This window comes from Psychrobacter sp. ANT_WB68 (genome assembly GCF_008369115.1).
Lineage (GTDB): Bacteria > Pseudomonadota > Gammaproteobacteria > Pseudomonadales > Moraxellaceae > Psychrobacter.
Genome location: NZ_VOAZ01000003.1, coordinates 596,270 through 621,753 on the forward strand (window position 1 = coordinate 596,270; position 25,484 = coordinate 621,753).

At 43.6% G+C, this 25,484-nt stretch carries 20 protein-coding genes and 1 pseudogene; 6 read left to right on the forward strand and 15 right to left on the reverse strand.

Annotation, left to right across the window (positions count from 1 at the left end; genetic code table 11):
- Positions 1-57: 57 nt before the first annotated feature.
- The 4 genes from FQ084_RS10975 to hflX all read right to left on the reverse strand — a co-directional run bounded on the left by FQ084_RS10975 (position 58) and on the right by hflX (position 4,380).
- Entirely contained in the window at positions 58-876 is an 819-nt protein-coding gene (locus FQ084_RS10975) for a lytic transglycosylase domain-containing protein (protein ID WP_149490658.1), read from the reverse strand.
- Between the two features lie 526 nt (positions 877-1,402).
- Positions 1,403-2,092, reverse strand: a complete 690-nt coding sequence (locus FQ084_RS10980) for an LrgB family protein (RefSeq protein WP_149490659.1) — start codon at positions 2,090-2,092, stop codon at positions 1,403-1,405.
- A 23-nt stretch (positions 2,093-2,115) separates the two neighbouring features.
- The gene (locus FQ084_RS10985; protein ID WP_149490660.1) at positions 2,116-2,568 is read right to left on the reverse strand and encodes a CidA/LrgA family protein; all 453 of its coding nucleotides are present in this window, start codon (positions 2,566-2,568) and stop codon (positions 2,116-2,118) included.
- A gap of 366 nt (positions 2,569-2,934) precedes the next feature.
- Complete coding sequence (hflX, locus tag FQ084_RS10990) at positions 2,935-4,380, reverse strand: ribosome rescue GTPase HflX (protein ID WP_149490661.1); 1,446 nt, start codon at positions 4,378-4,380, stop codon at positions 2,935-2,937.
- Positions 4,381-4,859: 479 nt separating this feature from the next.
- Here hflX and FQ084_RS10995 point away from each other — a divergent pair, with 479 nt between their 5' ends.
- Positions 4,860-5,660 (forward strand): lysophospholipid acyltransferase family protein, encoded by an 801-nt coding sequence (locus FQ084_RS10995; protein WP_149490662.1) that lies wholly within the window; start codon positions 4,860-4,862, stop codon positions 5,658-5,660.
- A 176-nt stretch (positions 5,661-5,836) separates the two neighbouring features.
- Here FQ084_RS10995 and FQ084_RS11000 read toward each other — a convergent pair whose 3' ends face one another.
- Positions 5,837-6,877: an aldo/keto reductase gene (locus FQ084_RS11000; RefSeq protein WP_149490663.1), complete on the reverse strand. Its 1,041-nt coding sequence runs from the start codon at positions 6,875-6,877 to the stop codon at positions 5,837-5,839.
- Positions 6,878-6,918: 41 nt separating this feature from the next.
- Entirely contained in the window at positions 6,919-7,416 is a 498-nt protein-coding gene (gene fkpB, locus FQ084_RS11005; RefSeq protein ID WP_149490664.1) for an FKBP-type peptidyl-prolyl cis-trans isomerase, read from the reverse strand.
- Between the two features lie 157 nt (positions 7,417-7,573).
- Here fkpB and FQ084_RS11010 point away from each other — a divergent pair, with 157 nt between their 5' ends.
- Together FQ084_RS11010 and FQ084_RS11015 are read left to right on the forward strand one after the other, a co-directional pair.
- Positions 7,574-8,233, forward strand: a complete 660-nt coding sequence (locus FQ084_RS11010; protein WP_262880740.1) for a DUF1294 domain-containing protein — start codon at positions 7,574-7,576, stop codon at positions 8,231-8,233.
- Positions 8,234-8,447: 214 nt separating this feature from the next.
- Positions 8,448-8,939: a hemerythrin domain-containing protein gene (locus FQ084_RS11015; protein ID WP_149490666.1), complete on the forward strand. Its 492-nt coding sequence runs from the start codon at positions 8,448-8,450 to the stop codon at positions 8,937-8,939.
- 143 nt (positions 8,940-9,082) lie between these two features.
- On the opposite strand, the gene lspA is transcribed toward FQ084_RS11015, so the two are convergent.
- The 4 genes from lspA to FQ084_RS11035 form a co-directional block, all read right to left on the reverse strand.
- Positions 9,083-9,721: a signal peptidase II gene (gene lspA, locus FQ084_RS11020; protein ID WP_149490667.1), complete on the reverse strand. Its 639-nt coding sequence runs from the start codon at positions 9,719-9,721 to the stop codon at positions 9,083-9,085.
- On the reverse strand, positions 9,714-12,575 hold the full coding sequence (ileS, locus tag FQ084_RS11025; protein ID WP_149490668.1) for an isoleucine--tRNA ligase: 2,862 nt from the start codon (positions 12,573-12,575) through the stop codon (positions 9,714-9,716). Before ileS ends, lspA begins: the two co-directional genes overlap by 8 nt.
- 415 nt (positions 12,576-12,990) lie before the next feature.
- Positions 12,991-13,554 (reverse strand): protein disulfide oxidoreductase, encoded by a 564-nt coding sequence (locus tag FQ084_RS11030; RefSeq protein WP_149490669.1) that lies wholly within the window; start codon positions 13,552-13,554, stop codon positions 12,991-12,993.
- Positions 13,555-13,693: 139 nt separating this feature from the next.
- Entirely contained in the window at positions 13,694-15,331 is a 1,638-nt protein-coding gene (locus FQ084_RS11035) for a carbon-nitrogen hydrolase family protein (protein ID WP_149490670.1), read from the reverse strand.
- A gap of 665 nt (positions 15,332-15,996) precedes the next feature.
- On the opposite strand from FQ084_RS11035, the gene FQ084_RS11040 reads away from it, so the two are divergent.
- A complete protein-coding gene (locus FQ084_RS11040; RefSeq protein ID WP_149490720.1) occupies positions 15,997-16,629 on the forward strand; it encodes a BLUF domain-containing protein in 633 nt (210 codons plus the stop codon).
- 141 nt (positions 16,630-16,770) lie between these two features.
- Here the strand turns inward: FQ084_RS11040 and FQ084_RS11045 are convergent, their stop codons facing one another.
- Positions 16,771-18,231: an FAD-binding oxidoreductase gene (locus FQ084_RS11045; RefSeq protein ID WP_149490671.1), complete on the reverse strand. Its 1,461-nt coding sequence runs from the start codon at positions 18,229-18,231 to the stop codon at positions 16,771-16,773.
- A gap of 456 nt (positions 18,232-18,687) precedes the next feature.
- Here FQ084_RS11045 and serA point away from each other — a divergent pair, with 456 nt between their 5' ends.
- Positions 18,688-19,914, forward strand: a complete 1,227-nt coding sequence (gene serA, locus FQ084_RS11050) for a phosphoglycerate dehydrogenase (protein WP_149490672.1) — start codon at positions 18,688-18,690, stop codon at positions 19,912-19,914.
- Between the two features lie 109 nt (positions 19,915-20,023).
- Here the strand turns inward: serA and FQ084_RS11055 are convergent, their stop codons facing one another.
- The gene (locus tag FQ084_RS11055) at positions 20,024-21,019 is read right to left on the reverse strand and encodes a rhodanese-related sulfurtransferase (RefSeq protein ID WP_316620729.1); all 996 of its coding nucleotides are present in this window, start codon (positions 21,017-21,019) and stop codon (positions 20,024-20,026) included.
- 414 nt (positions 21,020-21,433) lie between these two features.
- On the opposite strand from FQ084_RS11055, the gene FQ084_RS11060 reads away from it, so the two are divergent.
- Entirely contained in the window at positions 21,434-22,030 is a 597-nt protein-coding gene (locus tag FQ084_RS11060; protein WP_149490674.1) for a peroxidase-related enzyme, read from the forward strand.
- 96 nt (positions 22,031-22,126) lie between these two features.
- On the opposite strand, the gene FQ084_RS11065 is transcribed toward FQ084_RS11060, so the two are convergent.
- The 3 genes and pseudogenes from FQ084_RS11065 to FQ084_RS11075 form a co-directional block, all read right to left on the reverse strand.
- Positions 22,127-22,708 (reverse strand): tetratricopeptide repeat protein, encoded by a 582-nt coding sequence (locus tag FQ084_RS11065; protein WP_149490675.1) that lies wholly within the window; start codon positions 22,706-22,708, stop codon positions 22,127-22,129.
- Positions 22,709-23,093: 385 nt separating this feature from the next.
- The gene (gene metW / locus FQ084_RS11070; RefSeq protein WP_149490676.1) at positions 23,094-23,714 is read right to left on the reverse strand and encodes a methionine biosynthesis protein MetW; all 621 of its coding nucleotides are present in this window, start codon (positions 23,712-23,714) and stop codon (positions 23,094-23,096) included.
- A 32-nt stretch (positions 23,715-23,746) separates the two neighbouring features.
- A pseudogene (locus tag FQ084_RS11075) lies at positions 23,747-25,030 on the reverse strand (homoserine O-acetyltransferase); the annotation flags it as partial.
- Positions 25,031-25,484 lie beyond the last annotated feature (454 nt).

A 25,484-nucleotide genomic window follows, 5' to 3' on the forward strand; every position in this document is an offset into this window, starting at 1 on the left:
CTTTTTTTTATTTACTTTCAGAGGCTTAGCGATTCATTTTGAGGTTAAATTTTAATCTTAGCGCAGTGCCAAATAAGCAGAATTGGCATAACTGGCGCTATTGGTATTGCTACTGGTGCCATAACTGACATTTTGCATACCGCTACCGTTAGTGGTGCTAGTCGCATTACTGGCATTCATCGTTTTACCTGATAACGCTGAGTCATTTTTATATAAGCTATGATAACGGCTCATCACGCTTTTGACATAGTTACGGGTTTCTTTAAATGGCGGAATGCCGCCGTATTTATCGACGTTACCTTCACCCGCATTATAACCAGCAACAGCGTGCTCAACATTGTTGTTAAAGCGGCGCATCAGCCAAGCGATATATTTCGCTGAACCTTCGATATTATCGGCGGGATTCCACGGATTACTGACATTGAAGCGACGGGCAGTTGCAGGCATCAGCTGCATCAAACCTTGGGCGCCAACAGGGGAGCGTGCATTGGGATTAAACGCAGATTCAGTATGCATCATGGCTTTCATCAGCGCAGGATCTACGCCATGACGCTCGGCAGAGGCACGGATATAGCTGTCGTAAGAGTTACGGCTGCCGCTACTGCTTGCAGTGCTGCTACCGTAGTCATAATTGCTGTTACTGCCGTTACTACCATCATATATTTTAGAATCTTTATAGTAACTGACCTTCACTTTTTTAGTGAATTTATCAAAATTACCAGTAGGATTGACGTTGGTGAGCAGTACTTGTCCGCCTTTGTCTTTGTAGATATACATATTACCCGCTTGAGCGGCGATAGGGAGGCTAGAGAGGGCAATAGCAGTAAGTAAAACGGGAGACAAGCAGCGTGTCATTAAGGGTGCAATATTTATCATAGGGTTATCACTTTTTATCGAGTAATAGCAAATTGCTTTGCCTATAAGCGCGTCATATCGCGCGTCAAAGCGGTTATCGTGTTTGTAGGATTTTATATCGCCCGAATATGGCGCTATCTACGAATTCACGTCTAACAAAACCACTTGCAATAGATACAAAAAATAATAGTTGCTTACTATAACACAAAATAAGTTTTTCCCACATCTGAATGCGTGCACGCACAGTCAAAATGTTTTTTAATTTGTAAAAAAATCTGAATGAAATCAAGATAGTAATAAGGTAGAGGTTATCAACTGAACAATAATGCTAACGTTTTTGCTTTTATATTTTCTATAAAGACAATTAAGAACTGGCGCTAAAGGAGTCTATAAAAGGGTAATAACTTAGTTAAAAGTTAAAACCCATCAAGGATGACGGGCTTTAATATATTTGTCTATGATTGACTACAGCGCTTGTATTTAACGTTATCTAAAGAGACCCAAGCTTCTGTCTATGTAAAGCAGGCATTGATCTATTGATGCCAGTTTATGCCGATAATGCAGTGATAAAGATAGGCACCCAGACGGCGGTAACCAAACCATTGACTGCTAAGCCAAAGGCGGCATAACGTCCAGCCGTATGACTGATTTGCCACGCTTCTACGGTGCCAAACGCATGCGCTGCCAATCCAAGCGCTAAGCCTTTGGCGCGGTCATCCTCAATACCGCGAAATAAGAAACGCGCTAAAGTACCGCCAATGATTCCTGAGACAATAATAATTAAGTTTGCCATTGCCAGCGGGGCTTTAATCAAATCTGCCACGCTTAGACCAATCGGCGTGGTCACTGAACGAGTGGCAAATGCCAAGATGCTCTCGTTACTGAGTGAAAACAGATACGCCAATGACATGGGTAGTAAGGCGCCAACCACACTAGCCAACGCCACAATCATGGTAAGCTTTTTGACCGGCAAACCTTTAAAATTCATCGCTGCCAAAGGTACGGCCAATAATACCGTCACATAGCCTAATAAGTGGTCAAATACGGGTTTTGCCACGCTGTAATAATGGTTGTAATCCCACTGTAAAATAAACAAAAATAACAGCACCAATGCCAATGCCGTAATGACCATCGGCAACCACGACAGCTTGCGTGCGAGGACGCGTGCAATCACGTGGGCTGTCAAGGTTAATACTATTGCAGCAAGGGTTGCTGTAAACACACTATCAAAACTCATAATCGTTGCCTTGTCCCTACAGCTCAATGCTGTCCCTTCTGCTTGCTGGTCATATTCGTATTGTTATTATTAATATTGTCTATATCGCCGCTATTACTCAGAGAGCGATTGGCAAGGATAGCCAGTCCCCAAAGCGGAATAAGCGTACTGATAATCATCGTGAGCATCACACCCCAAAACTCATCGCCCAATGCGAATAGCAGCAAGCCTGCACCCGCAGAAACCGGCAAAAAAGCAAAGCCGCTATCCACCAACAAGGTGTTGCTTGCTTGGGTGAGCCAATGAGGCAATCCTTTTACGAGTCGCCAGATAATCAGAATAACAAACATCGTTAGCAAACCGACAATATTGGCCGCTTTTTCAATACCCGCCCATTGGCAAACAATGACTGCGGACTCACGAACCACCACGACCATTATCAACGTTAATATTAACGCCATCCATAAAGGTATGTTGGAGGTAGAAGTAGACTTCATAAGCAATCCTAGTCAAGTCAGCTATAGCAAGAAGGGGTATAGGCGCTGATAAAAGCATATAGCGTTTAATGCTGATGCTATAAAAATAGCATTATTTACTATGGTTCACCGCATTCCTAACTGGGCACGTTGATAAACGAGCCTTATAGGTCAATATTCATCTGATACATTTAAACGGAGACATAGAGGCTGATTATATAGAGAGTAGGCAAACTAATAAAGCCCAGACGCGGATTGCAAGGATTAAGCGGTTTCGAAATGTCTCCTGTAAGAAATTCAAGGCACTGCACATGTAAAAAGGACGCTATCAAACAATAACGTCCTTTTTTAATATTATTTAGATTACATGGCTGACAGCGATGCCGTCTAACTCTTCGAATCAGATTCTTGTACGGCGGAATTTAACGCTTCAAATTCAGTAAACGCATTTTCTTCCTCTGCCGTTAAAGATTCTTCCTCATGATGACTATCATCTTCATCAATCTGCTCAAACTCTTCAAGTATCGGCATCAGCAGTGTTGCCTGTGCCAACGGCAAGACATCTAATGGTTTTAAATTGGCCTGACCCAATAGCTGCTTGAGCCTATCACTTGGCAGACGAATGGTTAAGCATTCATGACCGTTATCATCGTAGCTTTCTTCTAAAATCACCCCGAGCTCGTACAAGGCGTTTTTTAATTGCCCTGCATGATAGGGTAGGGTCAAATCAAAGGTGGTCAAAGTGCCCGTTAATAGCTGCTGCACAGCAAGTGATAACTCTTCCATGCCCAGATTTTCACGAGAAGAGACATAAACGCGATTCGGCTGACCTTCGCTGGCATAACCAATATGCACAGGCTCATCGGTCAAATCGATTTTATTATAGACGTTGAGCACAGGCACATCATTATCAATTTCAGCTAAGACAGCTTTGACCGCCTCGATTTGCTCATGCATATCTTCACTGGAGGAGTCGATAACGTGTAGCAATAAATCCGCCTCTAGTGTTTCTTCTAAGGTCGCATGAAAAGATTCAACCAACTCATGTGGTAGATGACGGACAAAACCTACGGTATCAACCAGTACCACGCGTCCAACCCCTTGCCAGTCTAAACGACGTAACGTCGGGTCGAGCGTGGCAAATAATTTATCCGCAGCGTAGATATTTTCATCAACCAAGCGATTGAACAGTGTTGATTTACCGGCATTGGTATAACCAACGAGCGAAATAGTTGGGACATCTGATTTTTGGCGACGTGCTCGTCCTTGGGCGCGTGTCTGTCTGACCTTCTCGATTCTACTTTTGAGCTGAGCTACCCGCACTTGCAGCAAACGGCGATCGGTTTCAAGTTGGGTTTCGCCGGGTCCACGTAGACCAATACCACCCTTTTGGCGTTCCAAATGCGTCCAACCACGCACCAAACGCGTCGATAAGTGATTCAATTGCGCAAGCTCAACTTGCAGTTTACCCTCATAAGTACGGGCACGCTGAGCAAAAATATCTAAAATTAAGCCTGTGCGGTCAAGGACGCGGCATTGTACCAGTGCTTCAATATTACGCTCTTGTGATGGCGATAAATTGTGATTGAAAAGGACGATATCAGCGTCGTGTTCGCGCACCAATTCTGCTATTTCTTGTGCTTTACCGCTGCCAACAAAGTATTTGGCATCAGGACGTGCACGTGAGCCTGTGACGAGTGCCAAGCGATCGGCACCTGCCGAATCTGCAAGTAGCTCAAATTCGTTCAGATCGTCGGGATCTTGAATTTGGCGAATGTCTAAATGTACTATAATGGCGCGCTCGCCACCTTCATGTCTTTCAAAATATTCCAAAGAGTATCACCTATGTCATTAAGTAAATAGATGGCGGTTATCGATTTATTAACTGTCGATATAGCCTTCGTATGACCCTCTACATGTGGTCTTCTCACTTGATATTAAAGCGTATTAACGCAATTAACCATGCTTTTATGTTACAGCGTCTATTGGTCAATATTATTTGTTGGTAAGCATTTCGAGGTTGAATGCGTGTGAGGTTTTCGGTTAAAAGTTATTATCGTTAATGCCAGTGATTTTAGCTATGCTGCTCTGCACTTTAAAACCGATACCACCCTACTAACGTATTGATCTTATTTTGAGCGCACGCTATTAACAAAAGCCACTCATAACTCAGTGAACAAGTCGTCACTGAGTAAATAAATTTTGTTATACTCATGACGCTTGTTTACGAGATATAATCATACGTTTTTTAAGCAAAAGCTTTTTAATCAGTAATTTTTTAACCCATAAGTTTTTAACCACGAGGGACACAGATGAGCCAATCTAAGTCAGGCTTTTCACTCAAACAGCAATTAGGTCGCGGCAAACAAATCGCTGGTATGACTACCACTATCGCTGGCGGACTACGCGCCGCCCAACGTATCGGGGCATTTAAACAGCCACCACGTGAAAAACTGCCGCGCTACATCCAAGCTTTCTGCCGTAAAATGGCAGGCTCTTTTGGTGTCAAGGTCGTGGCAGTTGAGCGTGTAGAGCAACACCACGGTTTATGGGTTTCCAACCATGTGTCATGGATGGATATCCCAGTAGTGGGTACGGTGAGCCCTGCTTTTTTCTTATCAAAAGCTGAAATCGGCGATTGGCCAATATTTGGTAAGTTGGCTCATGCCGCAGGGACGGTATTTATCGAGCGTGGTTCCGGCGATGCAGGCACGGTCGCTGCCCAAATTGCCAATTTTTTAACCAAGGGCTTTTCGGTTATCTTTTTTCCAGAAGCGACCACCACTGATGGTAAAAAAATTAAGCGTATCCACGGCACTTTATTACAAGCAGCGATAGATGCTGACGTGCCAGTGCGCCCGCTTGTGATTGCTTACGTGAATAAAGACGGCACCTTGAGCGAAGCGTTACCTTATTATGGCAAGCTCACGATGAAACAAAGTCTAAAAAAGGTGCTTGACAGCAAAGATGTTACTGCCTTTGTATTACCGCTTGAGCCGATAGATCCCAAAGGCTTGAACAAAAGCGAGCTGACCAATTTATTACAAGCACAGATGCAGAAAGGCTTGGCTGAATTACATTCGCGCGTATTAACGAAAGCCGCTAAACCATAAGTCAGTATAAAGTATAAAACTGTTTGAGATAGAAAAAGCTCAATAGCAAACGTAATCATAAAAAAGGCGCAAATCTTAGTAATCATACTAAGGTTTGCGCCTTTTTCTTTGCTATATCAATACTGGCTTCTCAGTTTATGGAAACCTAAAAAACATCAGACTATGATCACGGAAAATTACGGCGACGGATTAGGGTGCTGCGTATGTACCGCCTCTATAGCCGCTAGGACGTCTAAGCTTAAGGTTAAATTGATACTGTCGATGTTAGATTGAAGCTGCTCAGTGGTGGTCGCTCCAATGATATTACTGGTGACAAACGAGCGTGAATTGACAAAGGCTAATGCCATTTGTGCCATATCCAAACCGGCATCTGCGGCAATTTTGGCGTATAGAGCGGTGGCTGCTTTTGCTTCTTCATTGGTATAACGGGCAAAACGGTCATACATCGTTAGGCGCGCGCCAGTAGGACGCTTACCGTCAAGATATTTGCCAGACAGTACGCCAAAGCCGAGCGGCGAGTAGGCGAGCAAACCGACCTTTTCACGATGGGCAATTTCTGCCATGCCCACTTCATATAAGCGGTTTAGTAAATTATAAGGATTTTGCACCGTGATAGGCGCGATTAAGCCATTTTTATCTGCTTCCCATAGATAGCGCATTAAACCCCAAGCAGTATCGTTTGATAAGCCATAAGCACGGATGCGACCTTTTTTAATCTCGTCATTTAATGCTTGGATGGTTTCCAAAAAAGGCGTCAAATCATCTAGCGGTTGTGCTGCCATCTCTTCAGTATAACCGAGCTGGCTGAAATAGTTCGTCTGGCGCTCAGGCCAGTGTAGTTGGTAAATATCGATATAATCGGTCTGCAAACGCTCAAGATTGCCATCGATGGCGTTACTAATGTGTTCAGCATTAAAACGCGTCTGACCATCACGTAAAAAATCCATCGGTGACATTTTGCTGGCAAGAATGACCTTGTCGCGCTGTTTGGTCTTGTTAAACCAAGTGCCCATAAAGCGTTCGGTGTCGCCTTGCTTGTCTTTATCGGGCGGAGAGGGATACATCTCGGCGGTATCCCAAAAGTTTACGCCTGCGCTAAGCGCCATATCCATCTGTGCATGCGCATCGCTTTCGCTATTTTGCTGTCCCCACGTCATTGTCCCTAAACAAATTTTGGAGACTTTTTCATTGAGTTGTGGCAGTGTTTGGTATTGCATTTTTCGGTCCTTTTCAATTTCTATAAACAGCTATTTTTATACTACATCAGTTTGATACCGGTGACGCCCGGTGGGGTGACTTGGAATATTTTCACTTTAAAGAGCACAGATTGACCGGCAAGCGGATGGTTAAAATCGACTTCTACTTCATCGTCATTAATAGCGCTGATGGTACCGGGCAGGGTGTTTTTACCTTTGTCTTCAAACTCGACCAGCATGCCGATTTCAGGATTGTCAGCGACTAAGGCAAATTGGGCGCGACTAAAATGCTGGATGTTATCAGGATTCCACTCACCAAATGCTTGCTCAGGCTCAAGGTGAGCGCTACGCGTATCACCAGCGCGCAGGTTCATCAGCACTTGCTCAAAGCCTGGCAATAAGCTCTCATCGCCAATCGTCAGCGTCACGGGCGCATCACGGTTAAAGGTTGAATCAATCATCGTACCGTTTTCTAGCGATACTTCAAAATGCAGCTTAACGAGGCTGCCATGGGTGATACGTATATTTTCATTAGGCGTAATAAATTGGGAGTCGGTCATCGTAAAAGCTACCTATTGCTGGAGTCAGAGAATAATTAAAAATAATGTCGCAAATGATAAGTTATCTGAGAAAGGTTGTAAGCCTAAATAGTGTAACGCAAATAGTGTAATATATTTGGCGAATCTAAGAGAGAGCGAAGTATTTATGGCAAAACCGATGACAAATAAACAACAAGGTCATGTTAAAAAATGGCAGGACGATAAAGGTTTTGGTTTTATTGAAACGGAAGCGGGTGAGTCGGTGTTTTTTCATGTCAGCGCGTTTAAAGCTCAGCGTCGCCCCGAAGTTGGCGAGCAAGTGGTCTTTAGCGTTGGACAAGACAATCAGGGTCGCTTGCAGGCAAGAGATGTGCAAGAACTCAGCTTTGTGCAACAAAAAATGGCGCAAAAAAATAGCCAAATTCGTCAGCGAAATCACAAACGCAGCGCCCAAGCAGAGTTTGAAGCAGGACAAAAGAAACGCTTGTTTCTTGGTGTTGGCTTTTATGGGGTTCTAATTTTATTGGTGGTCATGAATAAGTTAAGCTGGCTGGTACTTACTTGGTACGCCGTATTAGGAATTATAACCTATGCGATATATGCCAAAGACAAAGCCGCTGCCCAAAGTGGCGCTTGGCGTACACCTGAATCAACTTTGCATCTGTTAAGTGCGCTTGGCGGCTGGGTCGGTGCAATGGTGGCGCAAACCTACTTGCGGCATAAGTCACAAAAGCCTGAGTTTCGCATTGTGTATTATTTAACCGTTATTATTAACTTGGCAGGGCTGTTGTTTATATTGGCGGGTGGTGGATTAGAAGTTTTGAAAGAATTTTTTTAGATCGATTTTCGGAGATGGCTTAATAAGATTGTGGATAGTTGGCATAATAGGATTTGAATTGCCTCCTCAAGTTAAAATAGATAAGATTGACTAAATAATAGTCTACTAGTCACTGATAAATGACAATAGGCGTTTTTATTATTGTTATGATGCTTGAAGAGTGAATAAAACCATTTGACTACCTAACCCATAAACAATTTTAAAGAGGAAGATAATGAGTAATGACAATAAGAATGCCGATGAAGTTGATTTAAAAAAAGATATTTTTGAGGCTCTGCTCGAAAAGCATGAGGTTCAACGGGCGTTATGCGCCAAGCTCGAAAAAACAGAGGGTGAAGCACAGCGTAAAGCCGTTTATGAAGCGCTTAAGCTAGAGCTACAAGCGCATGCAGCCGCAGAAGAGCGCCATTTATATATACCGGTTATGCAGCATGACGAAGGTCTCGATTTATCTCGTCACGCCATTACTGAGCATCATGAAATGGATGAGATGATGGAGACTTTGGATGACGGGCGTATTGGACAAGAGAAGTGGGATAGAACTTGTGCGGACCTGATTCATAAAGTACATCATCATTTAAAAGAAGAAGAAAACGAGTTTTTCAAACAAGCCAAAAATATTTTGGATACCGATCTGCAGCAACGTCTAGGGCCCTTATATCAGGTTGAGCATGCTGAGTTCGAGCAAACACATGCGGATGATTGATTGCTAAAATATTTTGTATTTTTTAATAAATGAGAAAGTTAGCGCAAAAAAAATAGCCACTATGGATAGTGGCTATTTTTTTAGGGATTGTTCTTAAAGGTATGAATCTCGTATTTTCGACGACAGTCTAAGATGTTATAACGCTAGACCTCACGCTTCTTTTCTAAAAACAGCATATCAATGACAATCAGAGCCACACCAATACAAATACCAACATCGGCAATGTTAAAAATTGGGTAATGCCAAACATCGGCATAGTGCACATGAATAAAATCAATGACGTGACCATGCAGTAAGCGATCGATTAAATTACCAATGGCACCGCCAAGCACCAAGGCTAGACCCAATGATAACAGCTTAGCTTTACGTGGCGCTTTTACCAGATAACCGATTAAAAACAGCGACATGATAAGCGCAAGTCCCGCAAAAAACCACTTTTGCCAACCAGCTTGATCTGCCAAGAAGCTAAACGCCGCGCCGTAATTATAGGCGAGCGTCCAATTCAAAAAGGGCTGAATCACGGGTATTGGCTCGAGGAAGTTAAGGTTGGTTTCAGCCAACCACTTCGTCCATTGGTCGATAATAATTACGACCAACGATAGCAGATACCACATAAAGGCGCGACTGCCATTAGCGACCATTTTGGGTGTCTTATTCAGACGACTTCTGGGCGTCGATGAGCTGCCTGTAGTCGCATGCGCAGGTTTAGGCGAATGATCGACCTCAACCTGCGGCGGCTTATTTTCAGATGGGTCCATTGGGTTGGGCGTGGGGTTAGGCATAATGGCGTACCTCGCCGTCGCCGCTGACGTTGGTCACACAGCGTGCACATAATTCTGGATGCGCGCTATCGGTACCGATGTCATCACGGATATGCCAGCAGCGTACACATTTGGTACCCGACGCAGCGCTGACTTTGACCACTAAGTTTAGTGATTCATCGACATTGCTCTCGGCTTGCTCTGTGCCGTTATCTTTAATCGCAGCAGGGGCATCGCTCATTGGCTTCAAGGTTGCACTACTGGTGATTAGGACAAAGCGCAGCTCCTCACCAAGCTTAGCCAAGCTGTCATACATCGCACCGTTAGCATATAAATCAACGCCAGCAGACAAGTTGGCATTGATAATTTTTTCACCGCGTGCGGTTTCGATATGCTTATTGACCATATCTTTTGCTTGCATGATACGTTGCCAATCATCGGTACTGATGGCACTTAACTCAAACTCTGGGAAGGTGTACCATTCTTCCGTAAATACATATCCTGCTTCGTTGCCGTTTTTACCTTCTAATACTTCCCATGCTTCTTGTGCCGTGAATGATAAAATCGGCGTAATCCAGCGAATCAACGCATGGGTGATATGGTAAATCGCCGTTTGCGCAGAGCGACGCGGCTGCCCATCAGTTTGGGTAGTGTACTGACGGTCTTTGATAATATCTAAATAGAAGCTACCCAAATCCTGCGAGCAAAACGCAGTGACATGCTGGGTGACTTGGTGAAAGTCCATCGCATCATAAGCGCTGATGATTTGCGCTTGCACCGTTTGCGCACGCTCAATGATAAACTTATCGAGGCTCACCAGCTCATTAATATCAACGCTGTTGGTCGCTGGGTCAAAGTCATCAGTATTAGCCAGTAAGAAGCGTAAGGTATTACGGATACGGCGATACATATCGATTGCACCTTTAAAGACCGTTTTACCCGCGCTCATCTCATAACGATAGTCACTTGAGGCAATCCACAAACGTAGCATATCCGCGCCTGTTTTGTTAATTTCGTCTTGCGGCGTGATGATGTTGCCAAGTGATTTACTCATCTTGCGACCATTTTCATCAACGACAAAACCATGGGTTAATACTTGCTTAAATGGTGGGCGCTCATACATAGCCTCTGACGTTAATAATGACGTCTGGAACCAACCGCGATGTTGGTCAGAGCCTTCTAGGTATATATCAGCGGGATTTGTCAGCTCATCACGTTGCTCAAGTACCGCAAAATGCGTCGTGCCTGAGTCAAACCAAACGTCCAAAGTATCAGTCGCTTTATCATAGTCAGCAGCTTGCGCGCCTAAGAAGTCTTCACAACTGGCATCAAACCAAGCTTCTACGCCGCCTGCATCAATTTTTTGTGCAGCCACTTCCATCAGCTCAAGCGTATTTGGATGCAGCTCACCCGTTTCTTTATGAGTAAAAAAGGCAATTGGCACGCCCCATGTACGTTGGCGTGAGATACACCAATCTGGGCGACCGTTCATCATCGCTTCAATGCGGTTTTGTCCCCATGCGGGCGTCCAATTAACCGATGGGATGTCAGCAAGCGCACGCTCACGCAGACCTTTGGCTTCCATACTGATAAACCACTGCGGCGTTGCACGGAAAATAATTGGCGACTTATGGCGCCAGCAATGTGGATAGCTGTGCTCAATTTTGGTATGGCTGATTAAGTGCCCGTTATCATGGAGGGCGGCAATGATTTTCGAATTGGCTTTATAGATATGCTCACCAGCAAATATCGCTGCACTTTCCAAATAAACGCCTGTACCACTCACAGGGTTTTCAACAGGCAAGTTGTATTTCAGACCAACGATATAATCGTCGAGACCGTGACCGGGTGCAGTATGTACTAAGCCAGTACCGCTATCGGTGGTCACGTGATCGCCTAGGATAAGCGGCACTTGACGGTCTTCAATCAGTGGATGCTGGGCGCGTAGACCTTCAAGCTCACGTCCTGACACCGTTGCCAATATACCCTGATTGCTGAGTTTAAGCTCGGTTAATGCCGTTTCAACCAAATCAGTGGCTAATAAGAAGTTGCCTTTTTCAGTCGCCACCACACTATAGTCATGCTCAGGATGTACAGCGATTGCTTGGTTAGCAGGTAAGGTCCAAGGTGTTGTGGTCCAAATGACTGCCGCGATGTTGCCATCAATCTCGCTCAAAGCTGCTACTTTTTCGGTATCTAGTACATCAAAGCTGACATAGATAGCATCGGAGACTTTATCTTGATATTCAACTTCGGCTTCAGCCAGTGCAGAGCTACAGTCTAAACACCAGTTGACAGGCTTCATACCGCGGGTCACATGACCATTATCATAAATTTTGGCAAGGGCGCGCACGATGTTGGCTTCTTGATGGAAGTTCATCGTTAGATAAGGGTTGTCCCAATCACCGAACACGCCTAGACGTTTAAAATCTGCCTTTTGCAGTTCAATCTGCGTGCTCGCATACTCTCGGCACAGACCCCGAAACTCGGTAGCAGAGACTTTTTGGCCGACCTTACCAACTTTGGCTTCGACCTTTTGCTCGATAGGCAGACCGTGACAATCCCAACCGGGTACGTAAGGAGCATCAAAACCTGATAAGGTTTTTGACTTCACGATAATGTCTTTCAATACTTTGTTGACCGCATGACCTAAGTGAATCTGACCGTTGGCGTATGGAGGGCCATCGTGCAAAATGTATTTGGTCGCACCCGCACGTGCCTGACGAATTTTTCCGTACACGTCATCCGCTTCCCAAGCGGCAAGCCAATCTGGCTCACGTTTGGCAAGGTTTGCACGCATTGCAAAGGGCGTATCGGCAAGGTTTAGTGTGTCTTTATAGTCATGGCTTGGTGTATCAGTACTTTTATCAGTCATAGAAGGCGTCTTATAAAATGGTGGTTGGAAGTGGGGTAAAGGGTCAATCTAAAGTTTTGTCTAAAATAGAATACAATTTTTAAGGTAATGCTCATTTCAATGTGATTCTGAGTTTAATACTTAAATATTGGTGGCGATTTTCTAGTTTATCAGCTGTTTATAAAGATGGTTCAATTCATAATAAATGCTAACGAGACGATTGCAATACAATAGGCATTTATCAGAATAATTAGAAAAGTGATAATGATAATGGCAGCTATTATATGACAAAACGGGTAGGGTAAAAAGAGCTGACCAGTATCGTCCTGCTTTTAGCCAAAACCCATCATTTATATCAGCAATACCTTGCCTATTAAATCATACGTCTAACAATTTTAATGGATTATTTAGTGGATTATACCTAAATGGCTAGGCGCTAAAAAATTTCTGACAACCACAAGCGTAATTTCAGCGACCAAAGTGGCTGAATACCGGTCAAGCCTTGCGTCATTTCACCATCTTTTAGAACGACATACGAGGGGGTCACTTGCCCTTGCCAATCAGCGAATATCTCACCTTCTTGGTCATTGATGGTGGTAAAGCGATAATTGTGTTCCGTGAGGTAGCTCTGCAGCTCTTGGTTCGAGCCTGATTTAATTGCAATGGTCACGACAGGATAGTCATTTGCCGCCGCAAGTTTGTCTATCGTTGGCGAGGTCACCCGACAAACCGGACACCAAGTTCCCCAAAAATATACCAGCGTTGGCTTATCCTGACTCAGCGCGGCTAAGTCAACACTCTGCCCTTGATAGTCGGTCAACTGCAGTTGCGGATTGGTCGGCATGACGGGTTGTCGCCACCAATTAATAGCGATATAAATGACAGCAAACACCAAACCATATATGAGTAGGTTTTTAGCGACAGAGAATACCTTTTGCTTGGGTGCTTTTTTGGGTTTCTCAATGGTTTTTTCGATATTAGTACGTTTATCAGTCGTCATAGTGGCTGCTTTTTTGCTCTCAGTATTTTGAATAGATAAAAATAAACGGCTGAATGGTCAGCCGTATTACTCGTAAAATATATAGAACTGTTATTAGTGGTTATTTTTTTAAGATAACCACTCTTTTTAAAATAACCGATTAAGATTTTTGCGCCCGGTTTTGCAGTGGATCGCCGATAAGGACGCTGCCTGAATTTTCACGACGCTCTTCATCAGTTAATTTGCTTGCTGGAATTTTTACTTTTCTCTTCCATTTTAAGCTAAACAAATCATCACGGCGGTCAAGTAGATTATGCACCGAGCCTTCATTACGCACATGAATAAGCTTATCTAAGTTCAAATCCGAGAAGAATACCATCTCTGTATTAGGCGTCGTTTCCGCCATAATCGCATCATGCGGGAAAGCAAAATCTGATGGTGAGAAAATAGACGACTGCGCGTACTGGATATCCAAGCTTTCAACTTGCGGTAAGTTACCGACTGAGCCGCAAATCATCACGTAGCATTCGTTTTCAATTGCACGTGCTTGGGCACAGTGGCGCACACGCAAATAACCGTTTTGTGTATCTGTCCAAAATGGTACGAATAAGATATCCATATCATCAAGTGCCATCAAGCGGGCAAGCTCTGGGAACTCAACATCATAGCAAATTAAAATACCAATGCGACCAGCGTCGGTATCGAATACCTTGACTTCATCGCCGCCTTCAATGACCCAAGCGCTACGCTCATGCGGGGTAATATGAATTTTGCGCTGTTCTTCTACCGTCCCGTCACGGCGGCATAAATAGCTAACGTTGTATAAGGTATCGTCTTCGTCCAAGAACGGCATGGAACCAGTGATGACGTTGACGTTATAGCTGACCGCTAAGTGCGAAATCTCGTTTTTGAACCACTCGGTATAGCCCGCCAAAAAGCGAATTGCGACGTTTTGATCGGTCGATTCACACAGACCCATTAATGGCGCATTAAAGAACTCTGGCAAGCAGGCAAAGTCTGAATTGTAATCTGCCATGATATCGACGAAGAATTCAACTTGTTGCAATAGCTCTTCAGGCGACTCGACTTCACGCATCTGCCACTGGATACCGCCGATTCTGACCTCTGATTTGCGCGTATTAGGTTTATAGTCTTGCGGCTCATAATAAATGTTGGCCCACTCAAGTAAGGTCGCAAAGCCTTTAGACTGTTTGTCATCTGGCAAATAAGCCGTCAAAATACGCTTGACGATAAAGCCGTTTGATAACTGGAAAGACAGGGCGGGGTCGTGAATTTCACGAGCTTCAACGGCTTCAATGTATTCGCCAGGCGTCAAATCTTGATGGTTATGATAGTTTGGGATACGACCACCGGCTAAGATAGCGCGGAAGTTTAACTGGCGGCACAGCTCTTTACGCGCATCATAGAGCCTGCGACCCAAACGATAACCACGATATTCGGGGTCGATTAAAGCATCTAAACCATAAATAGCATCGCCATCAGGATTGTCTCTGATGATTTCTTTATGACCAATCAAATCATCATAGGTATGGGGGTTTGAAAACTTGGTGTAATCAACGCGCATCGATAGCACAATACCAATCAGCTGATCATGGTCAAATAGCGCAATCTGCCCTTCAGGAAAGGCGTCAATTAAAGTATGGATGGTATTTTTTGACCAAGCGCCACCCAAGTTGACATAAACGCGATCCATCAAGGCTTTGAGTTGTGGATAATCTTTTTTCTTAATCTCAGCAATCGTGAGGTGAAAATCATCTGGTTTTTCTATCTTGCTCATAATGTTCCTGTCTGTCGTTGCTGTAAATCAGGGGTAATAAATCGATGTTAATTATAAATCAGTATTAATAGGTATTGATAAAGTCAGTCATAAAAAAGCGGCTATCAAAATAGTCAGTAAAACGTGTAATAGAAGTTTGTATATTGACGCAAGCGTTAAAGGCAGACGCCAGCGCTCAGTTTTTCATGTAACAATGCCAAGAAAAATATACCAATAGGCTTATATAATCGTTACAATCAATTATCTTTGTGTTTACAATGAGTTATAACCGGCCGCTATTGTTATCTATTTTGTTGTTCTTCACTTTAATGAGGTAACTCATCTTGTTTACAAGTATTTATCTCAATATTTACTGTGTTCGCATTGAAGACAATCCTAGCCGCACTGTTAATTTCTCTTAACGAACCATAATGCCATAAAAACTTCCGTCTTAAAGATTGCCATCATAAAAATCGACTTTATCAACTATCCTATTAGCGTCATTAAGACTCATACGGCGGTGGGTATGATACCAAGCCTATTACTCAGTGACAGTCAAGCGGCGTAAATATTTGCTAGGTTTTTGTGACTCGCTATCTTTTATGAACGAGAGTTTCGTTAGCTTAAGCGTCAGTTTTCTTGGCGTATTTTTTGGTTGCCTTTATCAGTGACCTTTTAGGATGTTTATTATGCCCCTAACTCATACTAATGCATTCAGCAAATTAGATGAAATAGAAAACACTGCATTGGTACAGTTGGTGTATGTCAGCAGCCTGACGCTTACTTCACGTTTAAATACGACGATATTTGATGAAGTAGAAGGTCATGCGCGCGATTATAATGAGCAGTATGGCATCACGGGTACTTTATGTTATGGCAATGGTCATTTTTTACAATGTATAGAAGGCGAAAAAGCCAAAGTCGCGGTGCTTAGTCAGCGTATCTTTGCTGATAGTCGCCATAAAAATGTGCAAGTGCTCCTGCTAAAAGTCATCAAGCAGCGTAGCTTTTCTGACTGGCGGATGCGTTTATTATTTCTGGAGCGCTGGCTATGGTCACCTGCCACTAAGAAGCAAGCTACTCAATTATCACCCTATTTGCCCTTTGCGCCGCACGATTGGTCAGCTGAGCGTACTGAGCAGTTCTTGCAAATTATTAAAACCTTTGAAACTGCGCCACACATAAAGGCCGCAGGTATTACTTATAATGCCCTCGGCAATATGGTGCGCCATATCGCTGCACCGCATCAAGCTTTTTTAGTCGTGCAAGGTTTTTTGAGTGTGCTGTTAGTTGTTGGTTTGGTGCTGCTATATTTATAAGCCATGCTGTTACGATGGTAAAGCATACTGCTTCATTTTATGACTGATGATAAAAACTCTTATAAAAAAGACGCTAGACTTAATGTTTAGCGTCTTTTTTTATGCAATTAAAATTATTACGATAATAATAAATTGAACCAATTACATATCAAAAATCTTACCACGGTTCATAATGTTATTTGGGTCAAAAACTTTTTTAACTGCGCGTAAATAATCAATCTCAGTTTCGCTGCGACTATAATGTAGATAAGGTTTTTTGGTCATACCGACACCATGTTCAGCAGAGACTGAACCGCCATATTTTTGTACCGTCTCAAACACGTATTTATTGACGATTTGACACTCGGCAAAGAAATCATCTTTGCTCATATTTTCAGGCTTTAAGATATTCAGATGCAAATTACCATCGCCGATATGACCAAACCAGCACACTTCAAAGTCAGGATAGTTGCTACTGACAATGTAGTCAATCTCAGTGATAAACTCAGGCACATAGCTGATTAATACCGAGACATCGTTTTTATAAGGAGTAAACACTGAGATGGTCTCAGAGATATATTCGCGCAGCTTCCACAGCTCTTCCGCTTGTGCCAGACTCTGACTCATCACACCATCGACCACCCAACCTTGCTCCATACACTCCTCAAATATCGCCATCGCTTTATCCATGATAGGCTCATAAGGCGCTTCAAACTCTAGCAGGGTATAAAACTTGGTGCGTGATTCAAATGGCTCTTGTACTTGACCATGAGCCATGAGCTTATCAATTGCCACATCATCAAAAAATTCAAAAGCGGTCAAATCAATCTGTGCTTGAAAGGCTGATAGGACATTCATGACATCATTAAAGCTATCCATGCCCAGCACCATGACGTTTAGGTCTTGCGGCTGACGCTCAAGCTTGATTTGTGCATGAGTCACAAAGCCAAGCGTGCCTTCACTACCGATAAACAATTGGCGTAAATCATAACCGGTGGCATTTTTCACCATACCGCGATTGAGCTGCAAGATATCGCCTTTACCCGTAACCACAGTCAATCCCATAATCCATTGACGGGTCATGCCATATCGAATCACTTTAATACCGCCAGCATTGGTGCCGATATTGCCACCGATTTGGCTTGAGCCTGCTGAAGCGAAATCGACAGGGTAGTAAAGATCTTTTGATTCAGCAAACTCTTGCAGCTGCTGAGTGATGACGCCCGCTTCAACTTCAACCATACGGTCGGCAGGATAGAATTGTCCGATATGATTCATCTTATCCATACTAACGACAATCTCACCATTGGCGGCAACTGCACCCGCAGACAAACCAGTACGACCGCCACTTGGGGTCAATACCACATTGTGTTCATTAGCGAGAAGCACAATCGCTTGTACTTGCTCAGTCGTCTTTGGAAAGACGATAGCAGAAGCAGCTGGGGCAAAATGCTTGGTCCAGTCTTTGCCCCAATGCTCTAGACTTTCGCTATCAGTTTTGATTTGGCTGGCGTCAAACTGATGAATATCAAGCAAGTTGCTCAAGATGGTTTGGACAGCAGCAGTATGGGTTGTAGAGTTGTTTTGGGCGATAGTGTTGCTTTGGCTAGCTAAAGAAGTCATGGTCAAATCTCGGTAGAAACGTAAGCGCTATGCGTAAAAGGGATTATTATATCGCTAAATGGATATAACTCAGCGGTTATAACTGTGTTTATATAACTAATTAAGTTTATATAAGTCACTGGGTTTATATAATTGATATAAGTATAAGTGAGCACGTGTTGCAATGATAGATAGATATGCTGTCATGCGCTTAAGTAGTGTAAGTAATATTAATAATTAAAAAAAACAGTTTAATTAATTTTTGGATATAGTATTTGTGTATAAAGTTTAGCTATAAGGTTTATATACAGTGATTCACTATAGCATAAAAAGTTTTCAGGCTTGATAAGCAATAATTCATCTAATCTGCTAACATCGCCGCCAAATTTTGTGTAAGATATCCAGACTGTTTTCGTTTCATCCATCATACTTATCCCACTGATGATTTTTATAAGACAATTATAGGACAGTTCTCACATGGCGTTATCACTACAAAAAGACAAAATCCGGTTTTTATTGCTTGAAGGTCTACATGACAATGCGTTAAAAGTATTGGAAGGGGCTGGTTATCATAATATCGAGAATATCAGTCACGCTTTAGATCAAGATGAGCTCATCGAAAAGATTAAAGACGCTCACTTCATCGGTATTCGCTCGCGCACCCAACTGACGCGTGAAGTACTTGAGCACGCACACAAGCTTATCGGTATTGGCTGCTTTTGTATCGGTACCAACCAAGTAGACTTGGACGCCGCTCGTGATTTGGGTATTCCTGTCTTTAACGCGCCATATTCGAACACCCGTTCGGTCGCTGAGCTAGTACTGGCAGAAGCCATCATGCTATATCGCGGCATCCCTGAAAAGAATGCTACTGTACACCGTGGCGGTTGGGGCAAGTCTGCGACCAACTCACATGAAGTACGTGGCAAGACAATCGGTATCGTGGGTTACGGCTCTATCGGCTCGCAGTTGTCTGTATTGGCTGAAAGCTTTGGTATGAAGGTCATTTATCATGACGTATTGACCAAATTGCCACTCGGTAACGCAGTGCAAGTAGGTAGCTTAGAAGAGTTGCTATCAACGGCTGATATCGTGACCTTGCATGTACCTGATGTGCCAAGCACCCGCTATATGATGAAAGCTGAGCAATTCGCTCATATGAAAGACGGCAGCTACTTTATTAATGCGGCGCGTGGTACTTGCGTTGATATTGATGATTTGGCGGCAGTAATTGAGTCTGGTAAAGTATTGGGCGCGGCGATTGACGTATTCCCGAAAGAACCGAAATCAGCTGACGAAGAGTTTGAGTCACCACTGCGCAAATTTGATAACGTTATCTTGACCCCACATATCGGTGGCTCAACGCAAGAAGCACAAGCTAATATTGGGCTTGAGGTTGCAGATAAGTTCGTCAGATACTCTGACCAAGGTGATACCGCAACAGCCGTAAACTTCCCAGAAGTTTCTGTGCCGTTCAAAGAAGGCACACATCGTCTGCTACATATTCACAAAAACGTCCCTGGTGTCTTGTCGCAGATTAACCGTTTGTTTGCTGAAGCGCATATCAATATTTTAGCGCAAAGCCTAATGACGCAAGGTGATGTCGGTTATCTGGTGATGGACGTGGATTATAACGACTCAAGCGCCGCTTTAGATCAGCTTAAAGATGTTGAAGAAACCATTCGCGTGCGTATCTTGTTCTAAAATTAAGCGTTATCGTTTATTTTTACGAGTGGTATAAAAAAAGAGATGCTCTATTAATAGGGCATCTCTTTTTTATGGCTAATAATTTAACCGTTTCACACCAAATCTATTAAGCTTTAGCTTTATTGGCTGCTTCTGCTTGACGACGCGCTTCAATCTTAGCGGCTTTGCGCTTTTCAATCACGTCAATCACATCGCTACCGATATGCGCCTCGCCTCTTTTTTTTGCCAGCTGCATTTGATGCTCGCGCTCACGGAAACGTGCTTTTTGTTCCTCAGTCGCTTTATCGATACAGTGCGGGCACGACTCGCCTTTGATGTAGGCAGCGCTTTGCATTTCTTCATGAGTAATCGGCATACGGCAAGCAAAGCATTGCTCATAGTTGCCCTTTTCTAGGTTGTGATTGACTGATACGCGGTTGTCAAAGACAAAGCAGTCGCCTTCCCACATAGAATCGCTGGCTGGAATTTCCTCTAAATATTTTAAAATGCCGCCCTCTAAATGATAAACCTCTTCAAACCCTTGCTCACGCATATAGGCGGTAGATTTTTCACAGCGAATGCCACCGGTACAGAACATGGCAACTTTTTTATGCTTAGCAGGATCTAGCTCTTTTGCCACGTATTCTGGAAACTCTCGAAAGGTTTCGGTATTTGGATTCACTGCATTCTGAAACGTACCGATTTTGACTTCGTAATCATTGCGGGTATCAATCAGGATGACGTCAGGGTCTGAGATTAGCGCATTCCATTCACTTGGTTTCACATAACGACCAACCGACTGTAATGGGTCGATATTTTCTACGCCCATGGTGACAATTTCTTTTTTGAGCTTGACCTTGGTGCGGTAAAAAGGCTGGGCATCGGTATAAGATTCTTTAAAAGTAAAGCTGCCGATGGCCTCAATACTGCGCAGATAGTCTAGGACGTTATCGATACCTTGGCGGCTGCCGGAAATAGTACCGTTAATGCCTTCGCTGGCAATCAGTAACGTGCCTTTGACATCATTATCGAGCATGGTATTTAAAATCGGCTCGCGATATTGCTCAAAGTCAGCAAAGCGCGTGAACTTATATAAAGCGGCAACCACGATGTTATTGGTCACGCTGTCGTATTCGGTGGCATGGGTTGGTGTTTGAACGTTAGTAACTGGTGAGGTACTCATGTTTTTCTCCTGCTGGCTAGGTCGCAAACCTAGTGCATTGGGTTTAAGGTAATTGATAAAGCTTATAACACTAGCGCAATTGTGGAATTGCATAATGCTAGCGTATTTTAACAACTTTCGAGGAGGTTTTGGAGATTTTATAAAGGTGAGCGATATAAAAAGTCTGCCAAGTGATATTACTCATGAAGATATTATGAATAATACTTATCTATAGCTAATAGACGCTATTTTTATATACGTTCTTATGTTCTATGATTCATTGCATGATTAATCAGTTGTTTGACTGTTTATTGCTCAGCTATAAAGGTAGACTAATTACATATAGCAATACAACAAAGTCAATGGAGATGACACATGAGTAACCCAGCCATTCATACAGCTATCAGCCGCTATCCTGTACCTTCTTTAGACAGTCTACCTGATGATATTCTTGAACGTATTCTCGCAGTGCAAGAAAAAGCCAAATTTATTCCGAATGTGTTTTTAGCGCTTGCCTATCGTCCAGCAGAGTTCAGAGCTTTTTTTGCTTATTACGATGCAGTTATGGAGCGAGAAGGTAGCACGCTAAGCCCAGCTGAAAAAGAGATGATCATTGTCGCTACCAGTGCCGCCAATGGGTGTCAGTATTGCGTCGTCGCCCATGGTGCACTGCTTCGGGTGTTTGCAAAAGCGCCGCTGCTAGCAGACCAAATAGCAGTCAATTACTTACATGCGCCCATTAGCCCTCGACAGAAAGAGATGCTGTCTTTTTCTTTAAAACTCTGTCGAACACCAGAGCTTATTCAAGATTCAGATTATGCTGCACTCAGAGAACAGGGTTATGATGACGAGGATATTTTAGACATCACGGGTATCACAGCGTTCTTTGGGTTGTCTAATAGAATGGCGATTGTGATGGACATGCAGTCAAATGCAGAGTTTTACACGATGGCACGTGAGCCAAGGAAGTAGGAATTATCTAGGCCAGTTAAATAACGACGTCTCTAAGCATGAAAAATCCAGCACAAAGGCTGGATTTTTTTATTAGCTAAATTAACAGTGTCAGACTTATTTACTTTGAAACCAAGTATCTGCTTTGCTACGAGCGCTAGCAATATCTGAGCTTGATAAGTTCAATGCCAATTGACCGATTTTACCACGGGCTTTGTTACGGACTTTTTCATCGAGCATACCGTCACGGGCAGCCAAATCATACCATTTATAAGCATCGACTAGGTTCTTTTGCTTTTCATCTAACAAAGCAAGCGTATAGCTGGCACGGTTATCACCACGCATCGCCGCTTTTTCTAACCAAAGACGGGCTTGTTGTAGGTTTGGTTGCACTCCTTCACCGCGCAAGTACATGATGGCCAAGTTAAGCTGAGCAGGGGCAACGCCTTGCTGAGCCGCTTTGGTATACCATTCGACCGCTTGCTGAGTGTTTTGGGCAACGCCTTCACCTTTTTGCAAACGCTTGGCTAAGTAAAACTGAGCGTGGTTGTTACCTTGGGCAGCACTGGCAGACAGCGCACTGATAGGCATTAGCTCAAAACGTGAGGTATCGAGTGGCACGTTTGATATTAACTCAGCGTTGGCAAAGCCCGCACAAGAAAACAGGGCAGTAAACAACGCAGCTTTTAATAATTTCATAGCAGCTCCAAAATTAGGCAGTTAATAAGCAAAAGAAAAGTCGCACCGCTAAAAGCGTCTAGACGGCGATAACAATTAGGTGAAATCTTGCAATACCAACTTACCTAATCATTAGCAAATTAATTCGTATTGGTAGTGTCACAGTTATTGCTAATTAACCCGACAAACGGTCGTAATTAGTATGCCATTGACACTATTTTGCTAGCTTAACACCCAAACTTACGAAACTCAAATACTAATTACAAGATTTAATTCCTAGCTATACCTCATTGTCCTTAATAAAATCATAGAGTTACTTGAGCGTAAGGAGGAATTAACAATTTGTTAAGGTTGAAATTGGTACCAATTGAGCTAAATCGCCTTTAATGACCAACAAAAAACACGCTTATGAATCCGGTTTTTGTTTGCTGACACGATAGATGGCGACGTCTGCTAAAAGGTTGGGTGCTTGGCGTATTAATGCGGTCATCAGCGGATTATGACCTTTTTCCGAATCACTGACGGCGAAGCGGTTAATAATATGAATATCATGCTGCGCGCACAGCTGCTCAAAGTCTTTAAAGGTACATAGATGGATGTTTGGGGTGTTATACCACTCGTAAGGCAGGGCTTCTGAGACGGGCATCAAACCCTTTAAGCCCAAATGCATGCGATTTTGCCAGTGCGCAAAGTTAGGGAAGGTAATAACGGCTTCGCGGGCAACCCGTAGCATATCGAGCAATAACACGTCAGGCGCTTTTACCGCTTGCAGCGCTCTCGCCATAACGACGGTGTCGAAGCTGTTATCTGCGAAACGACTCAAACCGTCATTGAGGTCTTGCTCGACGATGGATAAGCCTTTAGCGATGGCCTCATTGATTTTATCTTCATCAATCTCAAGTCCATAACCCGTGACGCCTAGATTCTGCTGCAAATGTGCCAGCAGCTCGCCATTGCCACAGCCTAAATCCAGCACATGCGATTGTGGCGCAATCCAACGCTCAGCCAATTGATGATCCATTCTCATGAGCGTTCTCCTGTGGCGGTTAAGCTATTAGCAATAAATGGCGCGGTTAAAAAACCTTTAACGGCGCCCATATAACGCGGAATATCGAATAAAAACGAATCATGACCATGCGGTGCATCAACATTGATATAACTAACCGGCTTACCCGTCGCCATTAGCGCATCGACAATCTCCTGTGAGCGCTCGGGGGCAAAACGCCAGTCAGAGGTAAATGACACCACTAAATACTGACACTGCGTATGGGCAAAGGCGGCTTTAAGCGCGCTCAGCTCTTGTTCATTGGCGACATTAACGTTATGAATGTCTGCGCTGTTGCTTAAGGTTTTATCCAGTTCGCTCTCGGTAGAATCAACTTTTACCGATTCCGCCATGGATGATTCTAATGGGTCTGTTGACTCTGTCGATAAACCTGATGACGATGTGGAAGGATAATCACGCGTCGGGTCAAAATAATCCAATGCCTTGGTCATCAGTAGATAGGTATTGGCATCGAAGTTCTCGCTAAAGCGTTCGCCTTGATAGCGCAGATAGCTTTCAACCTGAAATTCAACATCGTAGCCATACATAAATTTGCCAGATTTTAAATCACGGCCGAATTTGGCCTTCATCGCATCATCGGTTAAATATGTGATATGACCAACCATGCGCGCAAGGATAAGTCCGCGACGAGGGTAAGTGCCTGCCTGCAAGTAGCGTCCCTCTTTAAAATCAGGGTCAGAGAGAATGGACTGACGGGCGACTTCATTAAAGGCGATATTTTGCGCAGAAAGCTTGGGCGTACTGGCAATAACCACGCAGCGTTTTAACCGCTTTGGGTAATCGACCGACCATTGCATGGCTTGCATGCCGCCCATTGAGCCACCCACGATGGCATGCCAAACGTCAATACCGAGACGGTCTGAGAGCATGGCTTGAGTTTTTACCCAGTCTTTTACAGTGACCAAAGGAAAGTCAGGGCCATAAACTTGTGGCTCGCTGTTCTCACTCGAGTTGATGCTGTCAGGATTAATGGTCGTTGGGCCAGTAGAGCCGAAGCAGCTGCCGATGTTATTCACACAAACTACAAAAAATTGGTTGGTATCGATGGCTTTATTAGGGCCAATCATATTATCCCACCAGCCAGCTTTTTTATCGTCGTCACTATGAAAACCTGCCGCGTGATGGCTACCTGATAAAGCATGACAGATAAGTATGGCGTTTGATTTGTCGCTATTTAGCGTGCCATAAGTTTCGAAAATCAAATCGAATGAGGGCAGGGTGCGATTGCACTCCAAAGTCAACGGCTCAGCGAAATGAAAAGTCTGGGGTGTGACGATGCCAACTGAGCCTACCGAACCAACGGCGTCGGCTGAATTAAGGAAATGACTGGTGGAATGATCACTGCTACTATCAGAACGTGCGCTCAAAGCTACCTCACAAAACAACAGTTATGAATAAAACAAAAGCGGAATGGCACTAAGACGACAGATGACTTTGCCGATACTCATATTTTCAATATTAACTCTAGAAAGCTAATATAGTCAGTTCAATGTAAAAACCATACAGCAGGACTGGGATGAATTTTTTGCAGCCTCTGTCGGCGTAGGCACAGCAAGCCAGAAAAAATCCTCATCCCAGTCTCGAGTCATATAACAACCTATCTATTTTATTTGATATCGACCATATGACGGAGCGAATTCTACAATGCTATGGCTGCCTATTGTATGGCGATGCGCGCATGAGTACAACCTTCACGCACAGTCTTTCAAGCAAAGTCTCAAGCGCCATTGT

Excerpts from the sequence above, each read along its gene's own strand:
- FQ084_RS10975 (WP_149490658.1), bottom strand. The coding sequence starts at position 876 with ATGATAAATATTGCACCCTTAATGACACGCTGCTTGTCTCCCGTTTTA.
- FQ084_RS10980 (WP_149490659.1), bottom strand. The coding sequence starts at position 2,092 with ATGAGTTTTGATAGTGTGTTTACAGCAACCCTTGCTGCAATAGTATTA.
- FQ084_RS10985 (WP_149490660.1), bottom strand. The coding sequence starts at position 2,568 with ATGAAGTCTACTTCTACCTCCAACATACCTTTATGGATGGCGTTAATA.
- FQ084_RS10995 (WP_149490662.1), top strand. The coding sequence starts at position 4,860 with ATGAGCCAATCTAAGTCAGGCTTTTCACTCAAACAGCAATTAGGTCGC.
- FQ084_RS11000 (WP_149490663.1), bottom strand. The coding sequence starts at position 6,877 with ATGCAATACCAAACACTGCCACAACTCAATGAAAAAGTCTCCAAAATT.
- fkpB (WP_149490664.1), bottom strand. The coding sequence starts at position 7,416 with ATGACCGACTCCCAATTTATTACGCCTAATGAAAATATACGTATCACC.
- FQ084_RS11010 (WP_262880740.1), top strand. The coding sequence starts at position 7,574 with ATGACAAATAAACAACAAGGTCATGTTAAAAAATGGCAGGACGATAAA.
- FQ084_RS11015 (WP_149490666.1), top strand. The coding sequence starts at position 8,448 with ATGAGTAATGACAATAAGAATGCCGATGAAGTTGATTTAAAAAAAGAT.
- lspA (WP_149490667.1), bottom strand. The coding sequence starts at position 9,721 with ATGCCTAACCCCACGCCCAACCCAATGGACCCATCTGAAAATAAGCCG.
- ileS (WP_149490668.1), bottom strand. The coding sequence starts at position 12,575 with ATGACTGATAAAAGTACTGATACACCAAGCCATGACTATAAAGACACA.
- FQ084_RS11030 (WP_149490669.1), bottom strand. The coding sequence starts at position 13,554 with ATGACGACTGATAAACGTACTAATATCGAAAAAACCATTGAGAAACCC.
- FQ084_RS11035 (WP_149490670.1), bottom strand. The coding sequence starts at position 15,331 with ATGAGCAAGATAGAAAAACCAGATGATTTTCACCTCACGATTGCTGAG.
- FQ084_RS11045 (WP_149490671.1), bottom strand. The coding sequence starts at position 18,231 with ATGACTTCTTTAGCTAGCCAAAGCAACACTATCGCCCAAAACAACTCT.
- serA (WP_149490672.1), top strand. The coding sequence starts at position 18,688 with ATGGCGTTATCACTACAAAAAGACAAAATCCGGTTTTTATTGCTTGAA.
- FQ084_RS11060 (WP_149490674.1), top strand. The coding sequence starts at position 21,434 with ATGAGTAACCCAGCCATTCATACAGCTATCAGCCGCTATCCTGTACCT.
- FQ084_RS11065 (WP_149490675.1), bottom strand. The coding sequence starts at position 22,708 with ATGAAATTATTAAAAGCTGCGTTGTTTACTGCCCTGTTTTCTTGTGCG.
- metW (WP_149490676.1), bottom strand. The coding sequence starts at position 23,714 with ATGAGAATGGATCATCAATTGGCTGAGCGTTGGATTGCGCCACAATCG.